Source organism: Acinetobacter pullicarnis (assembly GCF_006352475.1).
GTDB lineage: Bacteria > Pseudomonadota > Gammaproteobacteria > Pseudomonadales > Moraxellaceae > Acinetobacter > Acinetobacter pullicarnis.
In genome coordinates this window covers 1736651-1761222 of the sequence record NZ_VCMZ01000001.1, presented here as the reverse complement: position 1 = coordinate 1761222, position 24572 = coordinate 1736651, and the positions used below count along the sequence as shown (strand labels likewise).

Here is a 24572-nt window from a genome sequence, read left to right as displayed (position 1 = left end):
TACATCTCTAAAACCGCTGTAAAAGCGGCTTTCAGAGAAAATGAAATCGAATCACGCCTAATATAGCCGAACCCAATCATGTAAAATAAGTTTCTCATGATCGAGGTATGGAAGCTTCGAGGCAAAGATGACGGGTTTATTTAAAGTTGTCGTTTTTATAATCATCATGTTAAGTATTGCCTGGTACATCCATGAATATATTCTCGAAAGTCCAAACACTGGCGCTTTCGAATACTTCTTTTTTTATGTCATTTATATTTTGGCGTTATGTGCAGCATTTGTATTTTTTAAAATATTTCTGCATCCCTAAATACAACAAGTCTAAACACCGCCACAAAATAACAAGCACGGCGCAAAATATATCGCACCCCGATCTTTTAACTTTTAAATGCAATCCGATTGCTTCAATGCTGTTCGATCTACAGAAGTAAATTATAATCATCGAACGTTTCTGTTAATTTTATCTCATATATAAAATTAACGTGCCTTCACATTAACCAAGGAGCTGGTTTTGTTAGAAAAACTTGAAGCTAAACTGCTGAGCAATCCGGATAATAATCGTCAAATTCGTCATGAAGATTTTATTGCGGGTATGGGAAAAGGCATGTCTATTTTAGAAAGCTTTGGAACAGATCGTCATCGGCTTAATATCTCTATGGCTGCTGAACGTACAGGCATGACCCGTGCCGCGGCGAGACGGCATTTACTCAGCTTAGAATACTTAGGCTATTTAGAGTCGGATGGGCATTATTTTTATCTCACGCCCAAAGTGCTGAAATTCTCAGGCGCCTATTTAGGCGGTGCCATGCTGCCTAAAATATCCCAACCGCTGCTCAACTTACTGACCAAGCAAAGCGCACATATCTTTTCAGTCATGATTCTAGATGGTTATGAAGCAATTACGGTTGCGCGTAGTGCTGCACATCAGCAAACCGATCGGGTGAATCCCTATGGACTGCATTTAGGTAATCGCTTACCTGCACACGCGACATCCGCCGGTAAAGTTTTATTGGCACATCTGGAAGATGAACAACAACTGGCTTGGCTTAAACAATATCCACTCAAAGTTTTAACCAAATATACCCATCGCGACGATATGCCTTTTTTGGCACTGCTTCAGCAAATTAAACAGCAAGACTGGTGCTATTCCAGCGAAGAACATGAGCTCGGTATTCATGCTCTTGCAGTACCAATCTATGGTCAAAATGCCAAAGTGGTCGCGGCACTTAATGTGGTTTCCACCACGAGCTCAACCACAGAAGAATATCTGATCAAAAATATTCTACCTTTATTACAAGAAACGGCTAGAGAGCTACGTAATATTATTTAGGCTTATTTGCTGTTATAGCGAAAATAAAGTGACAAAAAGCTTAATGCGGACTCCCACAGGGATTGAGTAGCTGCGCTTTAATTATCGATATAAGCCAAATCCATAATGGTAAGTCCATTGCGGAATTTCATCACTGTATACCGCCAAAGAGGCTTTACAACCCTCCTCTCTACTTAGCCCATATTCAGCAGACAACTCAATTAACTGCTGTGGATGCATGGCTAACCATGCATTTTGGGGTGCCGCTTCCTCGGCAAAATTCACAGGTTTTTTAGAAGGCTCATAACGTCTTGTGGCTGGATTTAATTCAAGTCGGTCATTTTTATTGATAACTTTCAATTGATCATCATAATCAAAAATATAAACTTCTTGTCGTTGTATGCCGCGCAATGCTGTTTCTTTATAAATACCTTCAGTCAATAAACAGGAATCAACCTGATCACTCGCAAATAGTTGGTGGCCAGAAGGATGAAAATATTCCTTACAGAATGCTTCAATTTGCGCATCATCATAGGCCGCAAATTGACATTTCAATTGATCAAATCTCAGACAAGCATCAATAACTAATTGCCCATTCTCCCAAGGTAAAAGTACACTTAAATCTTGGGTTTTATATATATTCTCTTTGCTGCTACTTTGATACGACTCAAAGCCAGGCCATTTAAATGCTGCCATTTTTTTGACTTTCGGCGCTTCCTTATTTTGGCAGTAACGGTAATTAAACTGAGGAATCACAATATTGGGCTGTTTTAGCCCCTTTAAACGATGTCTATTCACTCGACCCGCTGTTTGTACAATCGATTGAATGCTGGATGCATCAATCACAGCCCAATCAAAATCATGATCGCGACCAACTTCTTCAACGGGTGTGGCAATCACAATAAAAGGAATATGCTGATGATCGCTATTTTTTACAATTGCACGAATTTCATCGTCTAACAATATATGTTCATTCCCAGTTTTACGTTTTTTCCCATCAATATGGCGTGTCAGTAAAAAATCAAGGCGCTGCTCTTTATGAAAGCGGGAAATAAGCCAATCATTGGCGTGATAACAGGCGATCTGTGCACCACTTAAATGTTCCGATAAATATTTAGCCAAAGCAATTGCATGTTTAATATTCGCCACACGCACTAAACCAAAGGAGATATTTTTACCTGAATCTGCAAAAGCCCAACCTTGATCTGCATGTAGGGCTTGTACTTCAGCTAAAATCGTTGCTTTCCATTGCGCAACTGTTGGATCAGCTATTTCTGCCAATCTGGCCAAACGATAAGGCTTTTTGGCTTTTTCAAGTAAGACGGCTTGTAAATCATTTAAATGTTGTTGATATTGCTCGCTAAAGTTTTGTTTATGCTTAGCGTCATTCAACCAAGCTTTTGGGGTTAACGCGTTATCAGCAATGGCCACAATAAACTGCTGTGGTGCCTGATAGAGTGCTTGACGCATTTCAATCCCAGATTCAAAGGCCCGATAAATCGATTCGGCAACCGTTGCAGCAAGTGTTGCCGAAGAACAAATAACATGACGACCATACATCGCTGCAAGTTGCACTAAGCGCAACACTGCCACCAAAGCGGTCGGCTCATAGCCATCAATCTCATCTAAAATTAAATCACTACTGATTATTCTTAGCAGTGCTTTGACATGATGCCCTTGTCTATGTGGCTCGCCTGCTGCAATCAAATAATCAATGGTCGAGACTAAGAGTGGGCTAGAAAGCACTGTTTTAGCCTGATGATCAATTGCCTTCCGGCCTTGCACTGTTTTTTCAAATAAAGGATCTAACCAAGACGGTAGGCTATTTTCCTCTCCGAATGCATCAAACATCGGCTCAGGTTGATTTTCGTCTTCATCTACATGTTGCTGCTGACGTTGATTAAAAAGTTGTTGCGTTACTTTGTCACCAATAATCACCGACAATTCATCATCGGATAGATGCATCGCATTTTTTAAAGCTTCGCCTGTTTGTAAGGTCAATGAACGTAGATTTAAGGCAATGGCGATACGCGGATCTTCTGGACGTAAGGTACAGGCAGCACGTAAATTCATCCGAGTCTTACCACTGCCCGTACCTGCGATATTTAAAACTAAGCTCGGTATATTCGGATGCTTCACAATCAGTTTTTGCAAGGTATTGGCAACCGTATTTTGCCACTGAAAGCGTGAGTGTTCAGCACGCTGACAGATATATTCCACCGTCTGCTCACTCAACCCAGTCAGGTTTAAGTCGGTTGCCATTTTGGTTGCAATATAGCTGGCACGCTCACCCACTTGCTCTAAATGCCAACTCAATGGTTGATCTTGTAGTTTTTTTTTCACACCATTTACGGTTGTTTTTATTTTGGTATTGGCAAATAAGTCATGCGTTCCATCTTTGATTTCAGGTGCATTGGCAGAAAACTGCTGTGCTGAAACAATGTGATCTGCATGAATCAACGCCGCACGTGCATGCAAAGTTAATGCTTTCCAATAGAGTATATCTAATGAGATATCTTGATTTAACTTTACCAATCGAGCCATACGATGCTGATGGCTCTTAAAGATAGAGGCTTTAATCTCACCTGCACAGCAGATTTGATCTGGGCTGAATGAGGTTTTCACGCTCACATGTAAATCTGCATTCGGTTTTTCAGCTCCACCCAATAAGCCATGATGACTTACCACCAGATAATCGACAGCTTCAAGTTCATCTGCGATGGAAACGCGTTTAACTTGCTCGCGATGACCTAAGGAGAAATCGCCAATTTTACGTTCAATTCCTTGCCATGCTTCAGGCCAATTCCAGTCATTTTTACGCATTTTCTGCAATAATTTCATCGACAACCACTCATGTCGAATCTCATCTTTAATTCTTTGATTGGCATTTTCGGGGCTGAGTTTATTTTGAAAATGCACTGAAGCTTTGCCAATATCGTGCACATCGCCCGCTGCACCTGCCAATAAACTGGCTGCCCTCACCCAATTTTCGATATTGAGTTGCTTTTGCTGCTTCTGAGTCGATGCCACTGGATAGATCCCATCCAATGCAAAGCGCTGTTTAGAACCAACGATCCACACCAGTTTCATCCGACGCATCCCATAATTTTTATAGGCAGCGACTGCCGTTTGGCGGGTTGCGGTCTTTTTTAAAGCGGCACGGATTTCTTTTAGCCCCTCTTCCGTCATGGGTGCTTGCCAAGTCGCCTGCCCAATACGGATTGCATAGCTATCTAAAACTGCACGGGTTTTTTTAATGGCGCGTTTTTCACAGGCAGAAATAAATATCGTATGCATAATTCACTCTAATTTAGACTTAAATCTTAAGTCTTTGTAACATACAAAGAATATAGCGCACTCATTCAAACGACGTAAAATGTCGCCTAAATGCATCTTCTTATTGTGATAATAGTAAATTTAAGTTACTAATAGTTATATAAACTTTAAATAATTTGTGAGTTTTTATGCCGAATAAAACGAGTGAGGCAATAAATATTTATCAGCAAGCACTTGCTGAATCTGTTCATTTTAGCTTTAAAACAATTAACTCTAATATTGAAAAAGGTGGGCTACGTTTAAGTGATGCTCAAGCCCTCGACTTACCATATATTAGTGCCCGTACCTTGCTGGCAGATGGTTTACTGATACCAACAGATTACCAAGCCAATGCGGGTAAAACCGCAACCCTTTTTAAAGTGGTTAAAGCCACTTTACTGGATGAAGACTTAACAGAAGCAACACCTGAGTTTCAAGAGAATGTTGCAGCACTCAAGCCCCAGATTAAATCCGTCTTTCAGACAGCATATGCTGCAGGAACTGAGCATATTAATGTGCGTATGCGTCAATTGCTTATTCCGTTGAACAAGCAAGATCAGATTAATCAGCAATATCTTTCGATTAGTCCACTGTCTGCTGCTGGGGTCAATTATTTACTCAATATTGAAGTCGACTTACTTAAAGAACAGCGTAAAACTGAAGTTAAAACCTCGAAATTAAAAAATATTCAAACTGCTGTATTTGGAATTGGCGGCGCCAACCCGCAGAACGTCGGAAGTTTGGTTCGCGCGATGCAACGCCCACTGGTCATGGCTGCACCAAGCTTAAATCCTCAGAGCCGTCTTGCCTTTCAATATTTTTATAAAGGCTTTGAATATAATATTTCAAATGCATATATCAACCCCGCTTTGTATCTTGAACTCAGACAATATGCAGCCGATTTAGAGCAGCAAGCACAACTCAGCCACGATTTAGGATTTGCCGCACAAGATATTCACTCTAAATTTTCTAATTTAAGAAGTCGTCAAAAAGAAGTGTCTCGGCTAGAAATTATTGTGCAAGATGTGCTGGCACAGGGACAGAACATTTATCAGGCCTTAAAAAGTATTGAATCAAATTTGCCGAGCTTAAAGACTTTAGATCGAACTTCATTTTGGAATCATCCGGAGGTCTCCCTGCTCATACAAGGTTTGATTAACCCGGAATTACAAAATTTTGAAGATTGGCAAATTTTATTTGCTAACGATTTATCTTTAAAAATCGTTAATCATCAATATTGGAATACTAAAATCAATGCCTCAGTCGACATTGCTTTAGACCAAACTAGTGCTCGGAACTTTCTATCACGGCGGATTCAGGAGCTTTTAAAATGAGCAGTTTTGTTTTAATTCCTTATTTAAAAGTACAAGCAGCGAATTTCCAAAGTAGCGGTTTAGTGATGGGGGGTGCACCCTTAATGGCTGCGGCGATGTTTAGTCATAATATTGCACGACAACTCGAAACTGAAGATGTCGGTTTTCACTTTATCCACCATGATATACAACGGCTTGGTGGTGAGGCTTATGGTCGATTTACCCCTGCACAACGCCGAGGTGCAATATTTATTGGTAAAAATGATTATTCATCCAAAAATAAATATGCGCTGTCTTTGCAACCCACTGCCAGTTGTCATCTGCTCCTGAGCCTTGTGATTGAGTTTAAAGATTCACGCGTCGATTTAGATGACTTAGAAAAGATTTTAGGTCGTAGCCGTTTTTCTGGCGGTCAAATTATTGAGTTTGGAAAGCTGCAAAAGTTTAATCATGCAGATGAAGCTTTAGCGCAGATTCAATCTGGTTATTTAATCCAAGATCGTCATGACTTATTACAGTGCTATCAAGAAAAGTATCAGGTTAATCGCTTGCAGGCTTTTACCCAACTTTTAGCGCATAAACCCATTGGTAAAGATTCAAATCAAATCATTCTTGAGCATTTACCTGAAGAAAAACTCGCTTGGCTATCCGCCACCACATTGGGTTATGCCTTACTTGAGCAACCGAATACTGAACGTTCAGGCGTCCGCCATGCAGACCAACAAGATACGACTGCACATGCCTATGCAGAACCATTAACGGGATTAATTCAATACCAGTCGCTTAATGAAGTTTTAATCGACTATAGCGCAGAAACCCCTGAAAAATGGACCAATCTGGCTGAATTACAATGGTCACATGCTTGGCATAAAGACCATCCTGATGTTTTTTTATTGCAACAAAATTCATAAACCATTTTTTGAAATTAATTTATAAGGAATAATCATGTCTAAAGCAGAAGTATTTAAAAAACTACCAGGAAGCCTATCTTTACAACGCGGTACGATTGTCAGCGATGGTGCTTTTTATCATTTAAACCAAGATGGCACCGAGAACGTCCTCAACGTGATGTATCACGGGATTCGTGGAACACAAAACGTCGCTGGCAATAAAGAAAAAGGCGGTGCGACAGGAAATTCACTGGCACGTGAAGTTTCAAATATTCAAATGACTGAGTCTGCAAAATTACTTCCAAACAGCCAATTATTGGTCAAATGGGATTTACGCTTTATTGATCTTGAGCATATTTTATTTGCCTGTGCCTCGAAAGCAGGTGCAGATAAAGCTGAAGAACAAGCTTTTCGTCAAGGATTTAAAAACTTCATTGATAAAGCCAAAGAAAGTGAAGGTATTCAACAAGTCGCTCGACGTTATGTCCGCAACATTGTCAATGGTCGTTGGTTATGGCGCAACCGTACCATTGCAGAACAAATAACCATTAAAATCAGCGAGACTGAATATCAAGAAAACAGCTTAAATACTCGGAAGTACAGCAACACACTTACATTTGATGCACTCAGTTTCAGCTTAAAATCCTTTGATGAAGTAACTCAGGATGAACAAAAAATAGCGGACATTATCGTCAATGGTATGCGTGGTGATCGAACTGCAAACTTGCACATTGAAGCCGTCATTGATGTCGGAATGGGGGGTATTGAAGTTTTCCCATCACAAAACTATTTAGAAGATAAACCTAAAGGCTTTTCACGTTCGCTTTATCAAATCAATCCAGTAAAACCCGAACGCCAAGCCAAGGACAATCAGTATTTGGGTCAAGCTGCAATTCGTGACCAAAAAATTGGCAATGCTTTACGGACGATTGATACCTGGTATCCAAGTTTTATTGAAAATGACAGCAAACCCATTCCAGTAGAACCCAATGGTGCCAGCCTAGATGCGCAACAATTCTTCCGGGTAGGTAAAGAAAAAGTCTCTGCTTTTGATCTACTCAAAGAAATCCAAACCCTTGATCCAAATAGTGAAAAAGGTATGTTTCTCATTGCCTGCCTGATTCGTGGCGGTGTGTACTCTGAAGGAGAATAAAATGAATGCCAACTACTATTTGGATATTCGTATTCTCGAAACATCAGATGATGCTGATTTAACAATCGAAGTTTTACGCAACCAAATTTATAGTATTTTGCATGGTGTTTTTCGCCAAATGCCAAACTGTTTTGCATTGGCTTTGGAAACATCACCACGCTTAAGAAAAAAAATGAAGGATGCTGAACTCAAATATGGTCGCGCTGCGCGTGCTAATTTTGATATTTTACGTATTTTTTCAGCACAACAGTCTGATCTTGAAGCATTCATTGATCTAATTAAGGGAAATTGGAAAATACGTGATTATACAGTGCTACACGTCCCTATTCCTGTACCCACTGCAAAAATTACAGGATGGAAAAGCTATCGACGTTTTCGCATTCCAACGCGTAAAGCTGAACTAAATTTAACCTCAAACAACGGACAAGAAAGTTTGCATAGTCGACGTATGAAACAAGCCAAGGCACTGCCCTACTTTAAAGTACAAAGTCAAAGCAATGGGCAACAGTTCACTGTCAGCATCGATATTCAAGACACGATAGATGCAGGGCAAGGTTTACCTGATGGCTATGGTTTAGCGCGAAAAACGCAGGCCTTTTCTCTTCCAACATTTGAGGCGATTTAAGTGTCAGATCTCCGTCAACAACGCAGTCGCGCATTAATGCTCTCTAAACGTGCTTGCGTGTTTTATCTTGAACGGGTCCGCGTCATTTTAAAAGATGATCGAATTGTCTATTTGACGGAGAATCTTCAGCCTGTCGAACATTTTTATAATCTTCCCGAAAAGAACACCGCCTTTTTGCTTTTAGGTAAAGGTAGCTCCCTAACCGATGCTGCAGCGCGTCGTTTAGCCGAATCTAATGTGATGGTTGGCTTTTGTGGGTCAGGTGGATCGCCATTATTTTCTGCTCTCGACTTAACTTTTTTAGCACCACAAAGTGAATATCGTCCAACGGAATACATGCAAACATGGATGAGAGCCTGGCTTGATGAGGATGCACGCCTCTTGATGGCAAAGATTTTACTCAGTGAGCGAATCGCTTTAGTACAGCGTTTCTGGCTTAAAAACCCGATTTTAATTCAGCATGGAATTACGATTAACGCTGTCGAGTTACAACGTTTCCAGCAAGCAATAGAACTTGCTATTAATCAAACAGAATTGCTCGCTGCTGAAGGTCGTTGGGCTAAAGCGCTTTATAAACAACTTGCTCAAGGCTTTAATTTCGAATTTAAACGTAATGAAGGGAAATTATCACATGACTCTTTAGCAGATACAGCGAACAGCTATTTAGACCACGGTAATTATATTGCCTATGGCTATGCAGCAGTGAGCCTCAATGGAATGGGAATTAGTTTTGCTTTACCAATTTTACATGGTAAGACACGGCGCGGAGGTTTGGTCTTCGATCTTGCAGATCTAGTTAAAGATGCATTTGTGATGCCGCAAGCTTTTATTTCAGCCAAGCTTCATCACAATCAAAAAGAATTTCGAATGCAACTCATTGAAATTTGCCAAGATCAGGATGTTTTAGATTACATGTTTAGCTTCATTTCTGAGCTATGTAATAAAATTAAGTAATATCAATCACTTAAAATTTTAGATTTTTTTGATCTAATTTCACTCTTTAACAACCTATGTTACTATTATCTAGAGTTTTTTTTATAAATCACTCTAGTTTGCCATCGCACTGATGGTTTAGAAGTTTCCGAATCCGCCTCGCCCCCGTCTTATTGTGTTTGCCATCGCACTGATGGTTTAGAAGAGTCGAATCTTTGGCATCATGACCTGCCATGGGTTTGCCATCGCACTGATGGTTTAGAAGTGTAGCATGTCCTAATTCATGTAATGCTGTCGGTTTGCCATCGCACTGATGGTTTAGAAGAACATCAATAGATTTTAAATATGACTTAATAGGTTTGCCATCGCACTGATGGTTTAGAAGAACACTTGAAAACACAATCACGGACACACTATGTTTGCCATCGCACTGATGGTTTAGAAGTTCTTCCATAGTATGTGAGATTTCACCAACAAGTTTGCCATCGCACTGATGGTTTAGAAGACTAAATTCATTCCATGTACGAAACATATCATGTTTGCCATCGCACTGATGGTTTAGAAGATAGGCTGACATAAACAAACCTTGCTGATTGCGTTTGCCATCGCACTGATGGTTTAGAAGGTGAAGCTTGATGCTATCTTGGACCCGATTATGTTTGCCATCGCACTGATGGTTTAGAAGCTTCTGAAAAAATCTTTTAGCGTTTTGTAGCTGTTTGCCATCGCACTGATGGTTTAGAAGACTGGAGCACGTTTACCGAGACTGTAAACAAGGTTTGCCATCGCACTGATGGTTTAGAAGTGTCAAAGTCTGTGCCAATCCTGACTGTAGGGGTTTGCCATCGCACTGATGGTTTAGAAGTCCTACAGAGTTTCCCGTGCACTTCGCAGAAGGTTTGCCATCGCACTGATGGTTTAGAAGACTGATCCTGATTATTGGTGTTATTATCAATTGTTTGCCATCGCACTGATGGTTTAGAAGTTGCTCTGCAAGCTTGTTAACAAACTGCACCCGTTTGCCATCGCACTGATGGTTTAGAAGATTAAAATCTTACGCCCAACATTTAAAGATATGTTTGCCATCGCACTGATGGTTTAGAAGCAAAAAATACTATTGGTATTACTGAACTTAAAGTTTGCCATCGCACTGATGGTTTAGAAGACTCAAATGCACCAGTTGCAAAAGTAATTGAAGTTTGCCATCGCACTGATGGTTTAGAAGGGTTGGATCGAACATAATGTAATTGATGGGGAGTTTGCCATCGCACTGATGGTTTAGAAGAGAAGATTTACTGAACAATCGAATGCTTGCATGTTTGCCATCGCACTGATGGTTTAGAAGTGTTTGAATTGCCCTAAAGACGACTTCAGATGGTTTGCCATCGCACTGATGGTTTGCCATCGCACTGATGGTTTAGAAGGTTACTGCTGACCGCATGGCGGAGCTTTTAAAGTTTGCCATCGCACTGATGGTTTAGAAGAATGACAATAATCGATGGCAATACGTTTAAGTGTTTGCCATCGCACTGATGGTTTAGAAGTGTAATTATTGGGTTCTTAATAACTGTATATTGTTTGCCATCGCACTGATGGTTTAGAAGAGCAAGTGGTGGGTTGAGTTGAGCGTAAACACGTTTGCCATCGCACTGATGGTTTAGAAGTTTATTTAATGTTAGTTCCATATTCTCTTTCTGTTTGCCATCGCACTGATGGTTTAGAAGTAAACCAGTACCGCCCTTGTCTGTACCATCATGTTTGCCATCGCACTGATGGTTTAGAAGTGTCTATTTGTTTTACTTGGAATTGTTATTCTGTTTGCCATCGCACTGATGGTTTAGAAGATCATACAAAAAAGGTGAGAAGGTCGTGATATGTTTGCCATCGCACTGATGGTTTAGAAGAACTCGTATATCAATATAATCACCACTTAATAGTTTGCCATCGCACTGATGGTTTAGAAGGAGCAATGAGCCTGCATACCAAGCTTTGCTTGGTTTGCCATCGCACTGATGGTTTAGAAGTCAGATCAACAACACCAGTATGATCATTTGCAGTTTGCCATCGCACTGATGGTTTAGATCATTAACCACAATATTAATATTTACCGTCTCCTCATGGCCTAGCACAGATTTATCTACAACTAGGGCATGTGCTTAAAAACATTAAAAAGCAACGCCACTGCGTTGCTCATTTACAATCAATTCTTCAAGTCTATAGGCTTCGATTGAAGCACGCACGATCCTCTAAAATCGTTAAATGCGCCCTTCGCTTCTCTCTTTAAACGCTTTCAATCACGACAGCGAGACCTTGCCCCACACCAATACATAAGCTGATCACCGCATATTTTTTGCCACGGCGTTTTAATTCGCGTGCTACGGTTAAAGCCAAACGCGCACCCGAAGCACCGAGTGGATGTCCTAATGCAATCGCACCACCATTTGGATTCACCCGTGGATCATCAAAAGCTACATCCAAGCCTTTGAGGCAAGACAAGACTTGAGATGCAAACGCTTCATTGATTTCAATGATGTCCATATCATCCAAGCTAAGATTGGCTCGTTTCAAAGCCAGTTTAATCGCGTCTATCGGACCCGCACCCATGATTCGTGGTTCAATTCCTGCAACACCTGAAGATAAAACTTTAGCTAAGGGTTTGATTCCCAAGGTCTGCTCAGCCTCTGCCGAAGCAACGATCAAAGCGACGGCACCATCATTAATCCCGGAAGCATTGCCTGCTGTTACCACACCATTTTCAAACAATGGCCGCAATTTTTGTAAGGCTTCAAAAGTTGAAGATGGACGTGGATGCTCATCGAAAGCAACGACTTTCGGCGGTAATTTACGACCTTGTGGTACTTCAACTGCAACCATTTCATCATCAAAAAAGCCAGCTTGTTTGGCTGCTTCATATTTGGCTTGCGAACTCGCGGCAAAAGTATCGGCTTGTTCTCGACTAATCCCATACACCACCGCAACGTTATCACCAGTTTCTGGCATGCTGTCAGCACCAAATTGCTTTTCGATCAAAGGATTTGGAAAGCGCGCACCAATGGTTGAATCAAAAACTTTTATATCACGACTGTAGGCTGTTTCTGCTTTTGCCATTACCAATGGAGCACGTGACATTGACTCAACCCCACCTGCAATAAAAATATCGCCTTCATTACAACTCACTGCACGGGCTGCATCCACCACCGCGGCCAAACCAGAAGCACAAAGACGATTAATGGTCTGTGCTGGGGTTTTCACAGCTAAACCCGCCAACAATGTAGCGTGACGTGCAATATTGCGGCTGTCTTCACCGGCTTGATTGGTATTGCCCAAAATCACATCTGCAAAAATATCATTGGGAAGATTATGCTTTGTAATTAAAGCTTTAATCACATGTGCAGCAAGATCATCTGGGCGAACACTCGCAAGGCTACCAGCATGACGACCAAATGGAGTACGTAAGCCATCATAAATATAGGCATTTAACATAATTTAATCCTTTAAATTGAAGCGATATGAAATAAAGAGCGCTTTAAGCGTGCACGGCGTTGTAACCAAGGACTTGGGCGATAACGTTGATCCCCTGTGTTTTTATAGATATTTTCTAAAATCAATAAAATCCGATCTGCACCCAGCACATCCCCCCAAGAAATGGGTCCATGTGGATAGCCCAGTCCGAGTTTCACCGCTTGATCAATATCGGCAACGGTCGCAATTTGCTGCTGTGCAATATCACAGGCCAGATTGACCACCATCGCCACAACACGCTGTGCAATAAAACCAATGCTCTCTGCAATCACAGAAACCCCATGATCCTGTTTAGCAAACAGTGCATGTGCTTGATCAATATAGTGCTGTGAAGTCAGGATCGAGGGCATCAACGTGCGGTGTTTGTTAAAATCAGTCAGCATATCCATACTGACTGCTCGTGCTGCATCTACACTGAAACGTAACGCTGCGGTGGTGGTATCTTCCCCATAGGTCGCCAGTAAAATCAGACTGTCCGCTGCCGGCACTGCTGCGCTGTCTCGTCGTAGCCCTTGTTCTACAATATAGTTTGCTAGAACTTCGGCATCTTGAGGTCGATCGGCCTTAATCCAAACCGAATTGAAAGCAGTCACATGAGGTACAGGCTGTGGCGCAACTTCATTGGTTTTAACTGCATTTTCATACGTATAAAAACCTTCCCCTACTTTACGCCCGACTTTGTTGCCGGCTAGCATTTGACGGGTTAACGCGCTTGGGCGATAACGGTCTTCTTGATAATATTGATTAAAAATCGATTCCATTACCGGATGCGAAACATCCAATGCCGTCAAGTCGAATAACTCAAACGGCCCCATGCGAAAGCCTGCACCATCGCGCAAGATTCGGTCGATTTCCGAGACGGAGGCCACGCCTTCAGCAAGGGCTTTTAGGGCTTCGGTACCATAAGCGCGACCGGCATGATTGACAATGAACCCAGGCGTATCTTTGGTCCGCACTCCAAAGTGGCCCATGCGATTTGCCAATTCAAGCATATCAATGACAACAGATTCTGCTGTCACTAAGCCTGCAATCACTTCCACAATTTTCATTAATGGAACAGGGTTAAAGAAGTGAAAACCAACCACACGTTCTCGATATTCGAGCACTGACGCAATCGCGGTGACTGATAGCGATGAAGTATTCGAGGCCAAAATTGTGGTTGGGGCAACAATACTTTCAAGTTGGGTAAATAAACTTTGTTTGATTGCCAAGTTTTCAATAATGGCCTCAACCACTAAATCGACCCCAGCAACATCTTCAATGCGTTCAACAATCACAAAACGGTCTAAGGTATCGGCCAACTGCTGCTCAGTAAACTTGCCTTTGGCATGTAATTTTTCCAATGTCGCTTTGAGCTGCTTTAAGCCTTGTGCTGCTGCACCGTCTTTAACGTCAAATAGACGAACTTCCACACCGGCTTGCGCTGCAATTTGCGCAATCCCCATGCCCATAACACCTGTGCCAATGAGCGCCATTGTTTGAATGGTCATGTTATTCTCCACGATATTGTGCTGGACGTTTGTCAAAGAAAGCATTCGCCCCTTCTTTCTGATCTTTGGTATCAAACAGAATTTGGAAGGCTTTACGTTCTAAGCTCAAGGCACTCTGTAATGACATATCCTGACCTAAATGAGTCACTTCTTTAATTTGTTGTACTGCGATCGGAGAGAAACTGGCAATGGTTGCTGCCAGCGCCATGGTATTTTCATCTTCCACCACTTCAGAGACTAAGCCCATCCCTTTGGCTTCTTCAGCACTGATTAACTTTCCAGACAACACCAATAGCATGGTTTGAAACTTACCTATCGCGCGTAATAGGCGCTGTGTGCCACCAGCACCGGGCATCAAACCCAATTTCACTTCAGGCTGACCAAACTTGGCTGACTGACCTGCCACAATAATGTCGGCATGCATCGCCAATTCACAGCCACCGCCTAAGGCATAGCCATTTACCGCAGCAATAATCGGTTTGCTGCAATCGGTTAAACTTTGCCAATATTGCTCAGTATGGCGCAAGTACATTTCTACAGTGCTCGCCGTGGTGAAATCCTGAATATCTGCTCCAGCAGCAAAGACTTTTTCACCCCCAGTCAAGACAATTGCACGTACCGCTATATTTTTATTAAGTTTTTGAAAAGTTTCAGAAAGTGCCTGACGTAATTCTAAATTTAATGCATTTCGGGCTTCTGGGCGATGTAATTCTATTCGTGCTACACCATTATCCTGAATTTCAACTTTTAATATTTGAGTGCTTTCCATAATCCTCTCATTTCGCACAGCGATATAAAACCAATAATATATACCTTTTCTTCTTTATTAAAATAAGACTTATCAGCGTCTAAAGCAAATGAATTGATAAACAAAACACACTATTAATTAGTTTATCTAATCAATTAATAATTATAATCGCCCGATAAATACCGCTATGCAAAATTAATTTTCACAAATATTGCTTATGCATGCTTTTTTTATTAATATCCATATACGTTTAAACTCAGTGAAACATTGAGTCGAATTGATCAAATCTGGTTAATTACTCATTGTGAACATATAAAGGGAGTTAGGAGATGATTCGTGATCAGGAAACCTTAGATCAATTGGTTGATATGATTCGACAATTTGTTGAGGGTGTATTAATTCCCAATGAAGCATTGCTTGCAGAGACCGATGAGATTCCAGCAGACATTATTCAGCAAATGAAAGACCTCGGTTTATTTGGCTTCACCATTCCTGAGGAATATGCAGGTCTTGGATTGACCATGGAAGAAGAGGTTTACATTGCCTTTGAGCTTGGCCGCACCTCTCCCGCTTTCCGATCGTTAATTGGTACCAACAATGGAATTGGCTCTTCTGGACTGGTTATTGATGGCACCGAACAACAAAAACAGTGCTATCTTCCACGTTTAGCAAGAGGTGAGATCATTGGCTCATTTTGCTTAACTGAGCCAGACTCAGGCTCGGATGCTGCCTCGCTGAAAACCACAGCGATTAAAGATGGCAACCAATATATTCTGAATGGCACCAAACGCTTTATCACCAATGCCCCACATGCAGGTGTTTTTACCGTCATGGCACGCACTGACCCGCAATTAAAAGGCGCTGCCGCGATTTCTGCATTTATTGTCGACAGTAAAACACCGGGCATTTCGCTTGGTCAACGGGATAAAAAAATGGGGCAAAAAGGTGCGCATACCTGTGATGTGATCTTTGAAAATTGTCGCATTCCTGCCGATGCTTTGATCGGTGGCGTAGAAGGTGTTGGTTTTAAAACGGCAATGAAAGTATTGGATAAAGGCCGTATTCATATTGCTGCTGTCAGTGTCGGTGCTGCAACACGGATGCTTGATGATTCATTAAAATATGCAGTTGAACGCAAGCAATTTGGACAAGCAATTGCAAACTTCCAACTGATTCAAGGCATGTTGGCCGATTCCAAAGCGGAAATTTACGCGGCCAAATGCATGGTACTCGACGCAGCGCGTTTACGTGACAGTGGTAAAAATGTCAGTACTGAAGCCTCTTGTGCGAAAATGTTTGCCACTGAGATGTGTGGTCGTGTTGCCGATCGTGGTGTACAAATTCATGGGGGCGCAGGTTATATCAGCGAATATGCAATCGAGCGCTTTTACCGTGATGTGCGCTTATTCCGTTTATACGAAGGTACCACCCAAATTCAGCAAGTGATTATTGCGCGCAACATGATTCGTGAAGCCACGCAATCCTCTTAAAATCTCCATCAGTATGACCGCCTTCTCTCTGATTTGGAGGGAGGCATTTATGTATGCATGAAGATTGATGCTTCTGCTGGCTTAAGTGAGCTCTATTTTCGCCTCAGCCAAGGAAAAAATTTAAGATAGGTAAAACATCTCAGTCCCCATTCCAATGGCCCGTAGGAGAAATAACGCAACCATAAGTGACTCAATCCACATTGAAAAATAAAAATACTAAATGCAATAGCGACGGTTTGACTTGGTGTTAACTGCCCCATCCAACCGAAACCCACCCCAAAAAACAGATAAGTACAAATGATCGACTGCAGGATATAGTTGGTCAACGCCATCCGCCCAGCACTGGCAAGTAAAGCAAAAACTTTATGCAAATATTTGGTTTGATAAAGTTTAAGCAAACAAACTGCATAGCCTGCACTCAGCAGAGGTGCACTCAAAATCGTTAAAGCCAGCGCAAAAATCTCTAGTGCTGAGCCGGGCTGAAAAGTACTGGCATAGCCATAAAATACCCCTACGGGTAAAGCAACTTGGCCCGCCAATCTGCGTACTCTTGGAAAATAAAGCTGATAATGCTCAAGATTTAAAAACAACTGGCGTCGACCTGCGATAAAACCAAAGCAGAACATCGCCAAGGCAATCGGTGCTTGCATCATCAGGGTAATCACCCATACCCCTTGCAACCCCCGCCAATGCTGTGCAATTAAAGTAGACCAATCTAACAGATATTGGTGTTGTACCGATTCTATTTGCAAAACCAAGTTGATCGGATCAGGAATCGGTGATGTCATCCAAGCCAACAGTAACCACAGCAAAGTGGTGAGGCAAATCAAGGTGATCGCACAGCCCATTAACACACGATCCGTTTGATGGCGCAGCGCCAATAACAATATTCCCATCAAAGCATAGGTACTGAGGATATCGCCGTGATATAGCAACAATGCATGAATTAATCCAATGCAAAACAACCCCAATAAACGTCGCATAAACAGTACTTTAAATGGCTTCTGCTTTTTTTCAGCAGAGATCATTTGAATGCTAAAGCTATAACCAAACAAGAATGAAAATAACAAATAAAACTTGGTCTCAAATAACGTCGCAATACTAAAAGTAACGGCATCTTCCCACAGGCTGTTTTGCAACGGATTTGCAATCCCAGAAGCATAGTAAGCAGAAGAAAAAGCCATAATATTGACGATTAAAATACCAAATAAGGCAAAGCCACGTAATACATCAAGGAACGACTGTCTTTCTAAAGAATAGTTACTTGTGGACATAAACAACTCAACTTGGATCATCACATGAAAGTCGTGGTTTTTAACACGCAGCTCAATTAACCAAGCACCGTCGTGTTTCCCCTATTTCCCTCGTCTTTGCCTTATTGAGGGAGGAGGCAGACTGTTCGATGAGGGGCCAAGCCCCTCACTCAATCACCGGCTATTTCTTGCGTTTGGCTGCAATCTTTTCAACCATCCCTAAGACAAACACAAAGAACACTGGCACAAAAAAGATAGCCAAGATGGTCGCGCTGATCATGCCGCCAAATACCCCCGTACCAATCGCATGCTGAGTTTCCGAACTGGCTCCAGTGGCAAATACCAAAGGAATCACGCCACAGGTAAATGCCAATGAGGTCATTAAAATCGGGCGTAAACGCAATTTGGCGGCAGCGACAGTGGCTTCAATCAAGGTCATACCTTCCTCTTTTAGCATCTTGGCAAATTCAACAATTAAAATGGCATTCTTTGCCGATAAACCAATAATCGTAATCAAACCCACTTTAAAGAAAATGTCATTGGGCAGGCCACGGATGAGCAAAGCCAACACCGCACCGAGAATACCAAGTGGAACCACCAACATCACTGACACCGGAATCGACCAGCTTTCATAGAGTGCGGCAAGAACCAAGAACACCACCAACATTGATAATCCCAACAGGAAATTGGTTTGTGATTCAGACTGCTTCTCCTGTAAAGACTGACCGCTCCATTCAAAGCCCACGCCTTTAGGCAGCTGTTTAATTAAGCGCTCCATTTCCAACATTACCGCACCGGTCGATACGCCTGCTGCACCCTCACCAGCAATATTGAGCGAAGGTCTACCATTATAGCGGTTGAATTGTTGCGCGGATTGGGTCCAAACAGGTGTCACGATTTCTGCCAATTTGACCAGTTTTCCACTATTGCTGCTGACGCTAAGATTTAAAATATCTTCTGGACGCATTCGAGATTTGCTATCGACTTGCATAATCACCTGTTGCATCCGACCTTGGTTTGGAAAGTCATTGATATACATCGAACCCATCGCAGTCGAAATGGTGTCCGTCACGTCATCAAAACTGACGCCCAAAGCTTCGGCTTTATCGCGGTCAATTTTCAAATCCACGTTATTGCCTGGCGCTAAACCATCAGGATAAACCTGTGCCAGCTTGTCACTCTGGGCTGCCAATGCCAATAACTGTGCTTGGGCTTGATATAAAGCAGCCATCCCAATATTGGCACGGTCTTGTAAACGTAAACTAAAACCAGACGTAGAGCCCATTTCCTCAATCGCCGGTGGCAATACCGACATAATCATGCCTTCATTGCTTGCTTGCATAGCCACAGTTGTCGCAGCAACTTCATCTGCTGCTGTTGATTGACGCAGTTTAAAATCTTTTAAATTGGTAAAGGCAATCGCGGTATTTTGTCCTGAACCACTAAAGCCAAAACCCAGTACCGAAATATTGTCCTGAATCGCTTCACGTGTTTTTAGATGCTGCTCAAAGCGGGTCACGGCGGCTAAAGTACGTTGCTGGCTTGCATCTGCTGGCAATTGAAAAGAGGTAATGAATGAACCTTGATCTTCTTCGGGTAAAAATGCCGTTGGAATTAATTTAAATAACATCACCGTTGCGCCCGTAAGCACCACAAAAACCGCCATCATAGGCAAAATATAGCGCAGTAATTTGAGTAACAGCACTTCATATTTACGGTTAAAACGTTCAAAGCTACGATCAAACCAAGCAAAAAAACCTTTCTTTTGATGGTTGGCATCAATTGGTTTTAGCATGGTGGCACACAGTGCCGGGGTCAGGGTCAGTGCCAAAAATGCCGAGAATAAAATCGAGACCGACATGGTTACTGTAAATTGACGGTAAATAATGCCGACTGAACCACTGGCAAAGGCCATCGGCAAAAATACTGCAGCCAGTACCAAGGTAATCCCAATAATCGGACTGGAAATTTCGGTCATGGCTTTGGAGGTTGCCTCGACAGGACTTAGGCCCTCTGTCACCATAATACGTTCTACATTTTCGATTACCACAATCGCATCATCAACAATGATCCCGATGGCCAAGACCATGCCAAACATGGTGAGTACGTTGATCGAAAAGCCAAACAGCAACATCACCGCCAGCGTTCCGAGCAGTGCAATCGGTGCCACGATGGATGGAATCAAGGTATAGCGAATATTGTGTAAAAACACATACATCACAATGAATACCAACAGCATTGCCTCAAGCAACGTCGTGATCACCTTTCCAATCGACACTTTTACAAACGGCGCAGTGTCATAGGGAATCGAATATTGCATGCCTTTGGGCAAAGACTGGCTCAGTTCTTCAACTTTGGCTCTAACCGCTTCTGAGGTTTTTACCGCATTGCCACCGGGACTCATCTGAATCGCCATGGCCGTGGCAGGCTTGCCATTTTCTAAAATTGAGAAACTATAACTTTGTGCACCCAGTTCAACCTCGGCCACATCGGCAAGTCGCACTTTGGCCCCAGCGTTGTTAGATCGTAAACTAATGTTTTTGAATTCTTCTACCGTGGTCAGTTGCCCCTGTGCAGTCAATGGCAGACTAATCATTTGTCCCTGAATGGCTGGTAAATCACCAACACGTCCCGGTGAAATCGGTGTATTTTGCTTTTTAATGGCTTGACTGACATCCCGCATTGACAATTGATAGGCCACCAAACGATTGGGATCAACCCAAATTCGCATGGCTTTTTCAGCACCAAAGGCTTCAATACGTCCAACACCTTCGACTCGTTTGATTTCCTCAACCACATTACGAACCAAGTAATCACTTAAATCGATTTCAGAATATTGATTCGTAGGTGAATGCAGGCCAACCATCATTAAAAAGCCAGATGAAGCAGCCTCAATGGTTAAGCCTTGCTGCCGAACCGCTTGAGGAAGCCGTGACTCAATACTTTTTAACTTATTTTGTACATCAACCTGTGCCATTTCCGGATCGGTACCCGGTTTAAAGGTCGCAGAAATACTGGCCATGCCGGAGGCATCTGAAGACGCACTGTAATAGAGTAAGTTCTTTACCCCAGACAGTTCTTTTTCGATCAATGCCACCACACTGTCATTTAAGCTTTGTGGGGTTGCCCCTGGATAACTGGCATAAATACTGATTTGCGGTGGTGCAACCGATGGAAAGCGCGCAATCGGGAGCTTTGGAATACTCAGCACACCGAACAAAATAATAAAAATCGCGATCACCCATGCAAAGATCGGTCGTCGAATAAAAAACTGCGAAATCATGGTGTAGTCTCCACGACTGCCACTTTGGCTGCTGGTGCCTTCCACGCCACAATTTTCAGTTTTTGATCTGGAATAATACGTTCGTGTCCTTCAACCACCACCTGTTCACCCGCGTTTAAACCTGAGAGAATCACATAGTTGCCTTGATAGAACTGTCCCAATTGGATGCTGCGGGTTTCAACTTTCTGCTGTTGATTTACCAATATCAATTGGGGTTTTCCACTGAGATCACGTTGCACCGCCTGCTCTGGCACCACAATCGCATTCGGCAATGCCGCCCGATTGAGACGCACTCGAACATACATCCCCGGCAACAATTTACGCTGGGGATTGTTAACCAAAATACGAATGGTCACATCCCCAGTATCTGGGTCAACATTGGTATCTGAAAACAGTATTTTGCCCGTGACTGGATAAGCCACACCTTGCTGATTTAAAATTTCTACCGCACTTAAGGCGCTTTGCTGCAATTCACCACGATTTAGACTGTCTTGTAATTGCTCATATTCTGCAATCGACTGTTTTACGTCGACATAGACCTGATCAATTTGCTGCACAATCGCCATGGCATTGCTGTCATTGCTATTGACCAGCGCCCCTTCTGTGACCAACAGCTTTCCAATACGCCCAGAGATTGGGGCACGTACTGTCGCATATTGGAGGTTGAGGTTTTGCCGGGTCAGATTGGCACGCATTTGCGCGACTTCTGCGACGGCTTGCTGATATTGTGCTTCCGTATTTTGATAATCCTGTCGACTAATCGCATGACTGGGCAACAATTCGGCATAACGTGCTAATTGGGATTTCAGACGTTTCACTTCTGCCTCTGCCTTGGTGACGTTGGCTTTATAACTGTTCACATCTGCTTGAAAAATTTCTGCATTAATCTTAAATAAGGCCTGCCCAGCGTTTACTTCACTGCCTTGAGTAAATAATACTTTTTCAATAATCCCACCTACTTGTGGGCGTATTTCTGCAATACGATAAGCCTGCACCCGCGCAGGTAAGTTTTCAATAAAGTTGACTGGCTGGACTTGAGCAGTGGTTACACTGACTTGAACCGCAACCGCTGCCGGTGTTTCAGGTTCTTGTTCACCACTGCAACCGCTCAATACAGCCAATCCTAACAAGGGAGATAAAAAATAAAAAAGCTGCTTATACATTGCACAAACCTATGATTTTGCTTGCGGGATTATTCACCGTATATGTGTATCACCAGTGACAAGCATGTGGAAAATGTGTGGAGAGATGAGAAACATTTGCTTTTAACTCATTGCTTTGGCAGATTTAAATCATTGTGAGGATGAACAAAAGCAGACATTTCGGTATGCTAAGAGCAAATTTTAAATAACTGACTCAGCATGAATCATCCAACTTTTCAATTTAACCATGAAGGTAAAGTGATTTTAGTGGTCGAAGATGATTACGATATAGGCGATATCGTCGAAAACTACTTAAAGAAATCGGACTTTCAAGTCAAGCGTGCCATGAACGGCCAACAAGCCTTAGAAATTCAAGCCAACACCCCGATCGACCTGATTATTTTGGATGTAAAGTTACCACAATTGAGCGGTTGGGAAGTGCTGACAACCCTGAGGCACAGCAAACAAACCCCGGTCATCATGCTGACCGCGTTAGATCAGGAAATTGATAAAGTGATGGCCTTACGGATGGGGGCCGATGACTTTGTGGTCAAACCCTTTAATCCCAATGAATTGGTGGCACGTGTGCAAGCCGTACTCAGACGCTCAACCCATCATGCTCGTAAATCAGCCCCAACCACCTTGTATTTTAAAAACATTGAAATCAATACTGAAAATCATAGTGTTTTTATCAAAAGTGAAGATGTTGCTGCTCAAGCGATCTTGCCACTGAACCTGACCCTCACCGAATACAAAATTTTGTTGCTGATGATACAACAACCCTTCAAGGTGTTTAGCCGCAGCGAACTGATGTTGCAATGCTTACCTGACCGGGATGCATTAGAACGCACGGTCGATAGTCATGTCAGCAAATTGAGAAAAAAACTCGAAGACCAGCAATTGTTTAACTTACTAATCAATGTCCGTGGTGTCGGCTACCGATTGGATCAAGCCAGATGAAAACCAGCAGTAGTATTAGCCGCCAGCTGATTTTAACCATGGGTAAAGTCAGTCTGATCACCACGTTATTATCCTTTATCACTGCTTATTTTATTTACTCTCTAGCCCTTGAGTTCAATTTCATTAGCCCAGAACAACTCGACGATGACTATTTTAATATCGTGGATTTTACTTGGATATTTTTTGTTAGTGCCTCTGGTTTTATTACCTCGGTCATTCTTGGTATTCAACTGGCAAAAAAGTTTCTCAACCCGATTAGCAGTCTAGCGCTATCCGCCAAACAAATCAGCGAAGGGAACTTATCGGTACGTGCTGAAATTAATTCGAAATCCCAACTGTCTGAACTATCACGTCTGGTGCTAGATTTTAATGACATGGCGGAAAAGCTTGAAAATTCAGTTAAAAATACCACCATGTGGAATGCTGCCATTGCGCATGAGTTACGTACTCCGGTCACCATTTTACAAGGTCGCTTGCATGGTATTTTAGATGGTGTTTTTGAAGCGGATGAACAGTTATTTAGAGATTTGTTGCGTCAAGTTGAACAACTCTCACTGTTGATTGAAGATTTAAGAACCTTAAGTCTGGCTGAAAATCGACAGTTGAATTTAAATTTCAGCTTTAGTTCCTTACACTCAGTCATTATTCAAAGCATTGATAATTTTCAAAGTCGTTTTGATCAGGCCGGTTTAAAAATTCAAGCCAATTTGACGGATGAACGATGCTACTGCGACACTCAGCGCCTAGAACAAGTCTTAAGTATTCTGTTTGATAATGCCACGCGTTATGCCAATGCTGGAATACTAAAAATCACCACCAAAAAAATCAATCAGGATTGGATTTTACAACTTGAGGATGAAGGTCCAGGTATTGCTGAACAGCATATTGCGCATTTATTTCATCCTTTTTATCGCGTAGAACAGTCACGAAGTAAAGCACAAGGTGGTTCTGGATTAGGATTGGCTGTGGTCGATGCGATTGTCAATTCCCATCAAGGCTATATTACCTATGCGAAATCAAGCAGTTTAGGCGGAAGCTGTTTTCAGATCCGTTTACGTGTAACAGAAGCCGCCAATTAAGCGGCTTCTGCCTTACGCTTTATTCTTAATTTATAACTCTTTTTTCATTCTTGCTTTTTCATTTCGG

16 protein-coding genes and 1 CRISPR repeat array are annotated in these 24572 nt (G+C 42.3%); of the genes, 9 read left to right on the top strand and 7 right to left on the bottom strand.

The genetic code is table 11. From position 1 onward, the window contains the following. Positions 1 to 511 precede the first annotated feature (511 nt). The gene (gene pcaU, locus FD716_RS07730) at positions 512 to 1330 is read left to right on the top strand and encodes an IclR family transcriptional regulator PcaU (protein ID WP_171477006.1); all 819 of its coding nucleotides are present in this window, start codon (positions 512 to 514) and stop codon (positions 1328 to 1330) included. 81 nt (positions 1331 to 1411) lie between these two features. On the opposite strand, the gene cas3f is transcribed toward pcaU, so the two are convergent. Further along, positions 1412 to 4606 carry a type I-F CRISPR-associated helicase Cas3f gene (gene cas3f / locus FD716_RS07725; RefSeq protein WP_139851758.1) on the bottom strand — a complete coding sequence of 1065 codons (3195 nt, stop codon included), beginning with the start codon at positions 4604 to 4606 and terminating at the stop codon, positions 1412 to 1414. Positions 4607 to 4773: 167 nt separating this feature from the next. Between cas3f and FD716_RS07720 the strand changes: the two genes are divergently transcribed. Genes FD716_RS07720 through cas1f form a run of 5 tightly spaced genes read left to right on the top strand, consistent with a single transcriptional unit; the run spans position 4774 to position 9559 of the window. Further along, positions 4774 to 5958 (top strand): hypothetical protein, encoded by a 1185-nt coding sequence (locus tag FD716_RS07720; RefSeq protein WP_139851757.1) that lies wholly within the window; start codon positions 4774 to 4776, stop codon positions 5956 to 5958. After that, complete coding sequence (gene csy2 / locus FD716_RS07715; protein ID WP_139851756.1) at positions 5955 to 6848, top strand: type I-F CRISPR-associated protein Csy2; 894 nt, start codon at positions 5955 to 5957, stop codon at positions 6846 to 6848. Before FD716_RS07720 ends, csy2 begins: the two co-directional genes overlap by 4 nt. Positions 6849 to 6882: 34 nt before the next feature. Beyond that, positions 6883 to 7980 carry a type I-F CRISPR-associated protein Csy3 gene (csy3, locus tag FD716_RS07710; RefSeq protein WP_139851755.1) on the top strand — a complete coding sequence of 366 codons (1098 nt, stop codon included), beginning with the start codon at positions 6883 to 6885 and terminating at the stop codon, positions 7978 to 7980. Between the two features lies 1 nt (position 7981). Next, complete coding sequence (gene cas6f / locus FD716_RS07705) at positions 7982 to 8605, top strand: type I-F CRISPR-associated endoribonuclease Cas6/Csy4 (RefSeq protein ID WP_139851754.1); 624 nt, start codon at positions 7982 to 7984, stop codon at positions 8603 to 8605. Beyond that, positions 8606 to 9559 (top strand): type I-F CRISPR-associated endonuclease Cas1f, encoded by a 954-nt coding sequence (gene cas1f / locus FD716_RS07700; RefSeq protein ID WP_139851753.1) that lies wholly within the window; start codon positions 8606 to 8608, stop codon positions 9557 to 9559. A 96-nt stretch (positions 9560 to 9655) separates the two neighbouring features. Then, a CRISPR array of direct repeats spans positions 9656 to 11622; the repeat unit is 28 nt; unit sequence GTTTGCCATCGCACTGATGGTTTAGAAG. 196 nt (positions 11623 to 11818) lie between these two features. On the opposite strand, the gene FD716_RS07695 is transcribed toward cas1f, so the two are convergent. Genes FD716_RS07695 through FD716_RS07685 form a run of 3 tightly spaced genes read right to left on the bottom strand, consistent with a single transcriptional unit; the run spans position 11819 to position 15319 of the window. After that, the gene (locus tag FD716_RS07695) at positions 11819 to 13021 is read right to left on the bottom strand and encodes a 3-oxoadipyl-CoA thiolase (protein ID WP_139851752.1); all 1203 of its coding nucleotides are present in this window, start codon (positions 13019 to 13021) and stop codon (positions 11819 to 11821) included. Between the two features lie 11 nt (positions 13022 to 13032). Then, positions 13033 to 14550 (bottom strand): 3-hydroxyacyl-CoA dehydrogenase, encoded by a 1518-nt coding sequence (locus tag FD716_RS07690; RefSeq protein ID WP_139851751.1) that lies wholly within the window; start codon positions 14548 to 14550, stop codon positions 13033 to 13035. A gap of 1 nt (position 14551) precedes the next feature. Then, complete coding sequence (locus tag FD716_RS07685; protein ID WP_139851750.1) at positions 14552 to 15319, bottom strand: enoyl-CoA hydratase-related protein; 768 nt, start codon at positions 15317 to 15319, stop codon at positions 14552 to 14554. Positions 15320 to 15627: 308 nt separating this feature from the next. On the opposite strand from FD716_RS07685, the gene FD716_RS07680 reads away from it, so the two are divergent. After that, positions 15628 to 16788: an acyl-CoA dehydrogenase family protein gene (locus FD716_RS07680; protein WP_139851749.1), complete on the top strand. Its 1161-nt coding sequence runs from the start codon at positions 15628 to 15630 to the stop codon at positions 16786 to 16788. Positions 16789 to 16880: 92 nt separating this feature from the next. On the opposite strand, the gene FD716_RS07675 is transcribed toward FD716_RS07680, so the two are convergent. The 3 genes from FD716_RS07675 to FD716_RS07665 form a co-directional block, all read right to left on the bottom strand. Then, a complete protein-coding gene (locus tag FD716_RS07675) occupies positions 16881 to 18062 on the bottom strand; it encodes a DUF418 domain-containing protein (protein WP_171477005.1) in 1182 nt (393 codons plus the stop codon). A gap of 160 nt (positions 18063 to 18222) precedes the next feature. Beyond that, positions 18223 to 21324, bottom strand: a complete 3102-nt coding sequence (locus FD716_RS07670) for a multidrug efflux RND transporter permease subunit (protein ID WP_139851747.1) — start codon at positions 21322 to 21324, stop codon at positions 18223 to 18225. After that, a complete protein-coding gene (locus tag FD716_RS07665; protein ID WP_139851746.1) occupies positions 21321 to 22487 on the bottom strand; it encodes an efflux RND transporter periplasmic adaptor subunit in 1167 nt (388 codons plus the stop codon). Before FD716_RS07665 ends, FD716_RS07670 begins: the two co-directional genes overlap by 4 nt. A 198-nt stretch (positions 22488 to 22685) precedes the next feature. Between FD716_RS07665 and adeR the strand changes: the two genes are divergently transcribed. Together adeR and adeS are read left to right on the top strand one after the other, a co-directional pair. Then, a complete protein-coding gene (gene adeR / locus FD716_RS07660; RefSeq protein ID WP_139851745.1) occupies positions 22686 to 23426 on the top strand; it encodes an efflux system response regulator transcription factor AdeR in 741 nt (246 codons plus the stop codon). Beyond that, entirely contained in the window at positions 23423 to 24505 is a 1083-nt protein-coding gene (adeS, locus tag FD716_RS07655) for a two-component sensor histidine kinase AdeS (protein ID WP_139851744.1), read from the top strand. Before adeR ends, adeS begins: the two co-directional genes overlap by 4 nt. Positions 24506 to 24572: the final 67 nt, after the last annotated feature.

What these genes read in the sequence shown, in the direction of transcription:
- cas3f (WP_139851758.1), bottom strand. Translation starts at nt 4,606, where the DNA reads ATGCATACGATATTTATTTCTGCCTGTGAAAAACGCGCCATTAAAAAA.
- FD716_RS07720 (WP_139851757.1), top strand. Translation starts at nt 4,774, where the DNA reads ATGCCGAATAAAACGAGTGAGGCAATAAATATTTATCAGCAAGCACTT.
- csy2 (WP_139851756.1), top strand. Translation starts at nt 5,955, where the DNA reads ATGAGCAGTTTTGTTTTAATTCCTTATTTAAAAGTACAAGCAGCGAAT.
- csy3 (WP_139851755.1), top strand. Translation starts at nt 6,883, where the DNA reads ATGTCTAAAGCAGAAGTATTTAAAAAACTACCAGGAAGCCTATCTTTA.
- cas6f (WP_139851754.1), top strand. Translation starts at nt 7,982, where the DNA reads ATGAATGCCAACTACTATTTGGATATTCGTATTCTCGAAACATCAGAT.
- FD716_RS07695 (WP_139851752.1), bottom strand. Translation starts at nt 13,021, where the DNA reads ATGTTAAATGCCTATATTTATGATGGCTTACGTACTCCATTTGGTCGT.
- FD716_RS07690 (WP_139851751.1), bottom strand. Translation starts at nt 14,550, where the DNA reads ATGACCATTCAAACAATGGCGCTCATTGGCACAGGTGTTATGGGCATG.
- FD716_RS07685 (WP_139851750.1), bottom strand. Translation starts at nt 15,319, where the DNA reads ATGGAAAGCACTCAAATATTAAAAGTTGAAATTCAGGATAATGGTGTA.
- FD716_RS07680 (WP_139851749.1), top strand. Translation starts at nt 15,628, where the DNA reads ATGATTCGTGATCAGGAAACCTTAGATCAATTGGTTGATATGATTCGA.
- FD716_RS07675 (WP_171477005.1), bottom strand. Translation starts at nt 18,062, where the DNA reads ATGTCCACAAGTAACTATTCTTTAGAAAGACAGTCGTTCCTTGATGTA.
- FD716_RS07670 (WP_139851747.1), bottom strand. Translation starts at nt 21,324, where the DNA reads ATGATTTCGCAGTTTTTTATTCGACGACCGATCTTTGCATGGGTGATC.
- FD716_RS07665 (WP_139851746.1), bottom strand. Translation starts at nt 22,487, where the DNA reads ATGTATAAGCAGCTTTTTTATTTTTTATCTCCCTTGTTAGGATTGGCT.
- adeR (WP_139851745.1), top strand. Translation starts at nt 22,686, where the DNA reads ATGAATCATCCAACTTTTCAATTTAACCATGAAGGTAAAGTGATTTTA.
- adeS (WP_139851744.1), top strand. Translation starts at nt 23,423, where the DNA reads ATGAAAACCAGCAGTAGTATTAGCCGCCAGCTGATTTTAACCATGGGT.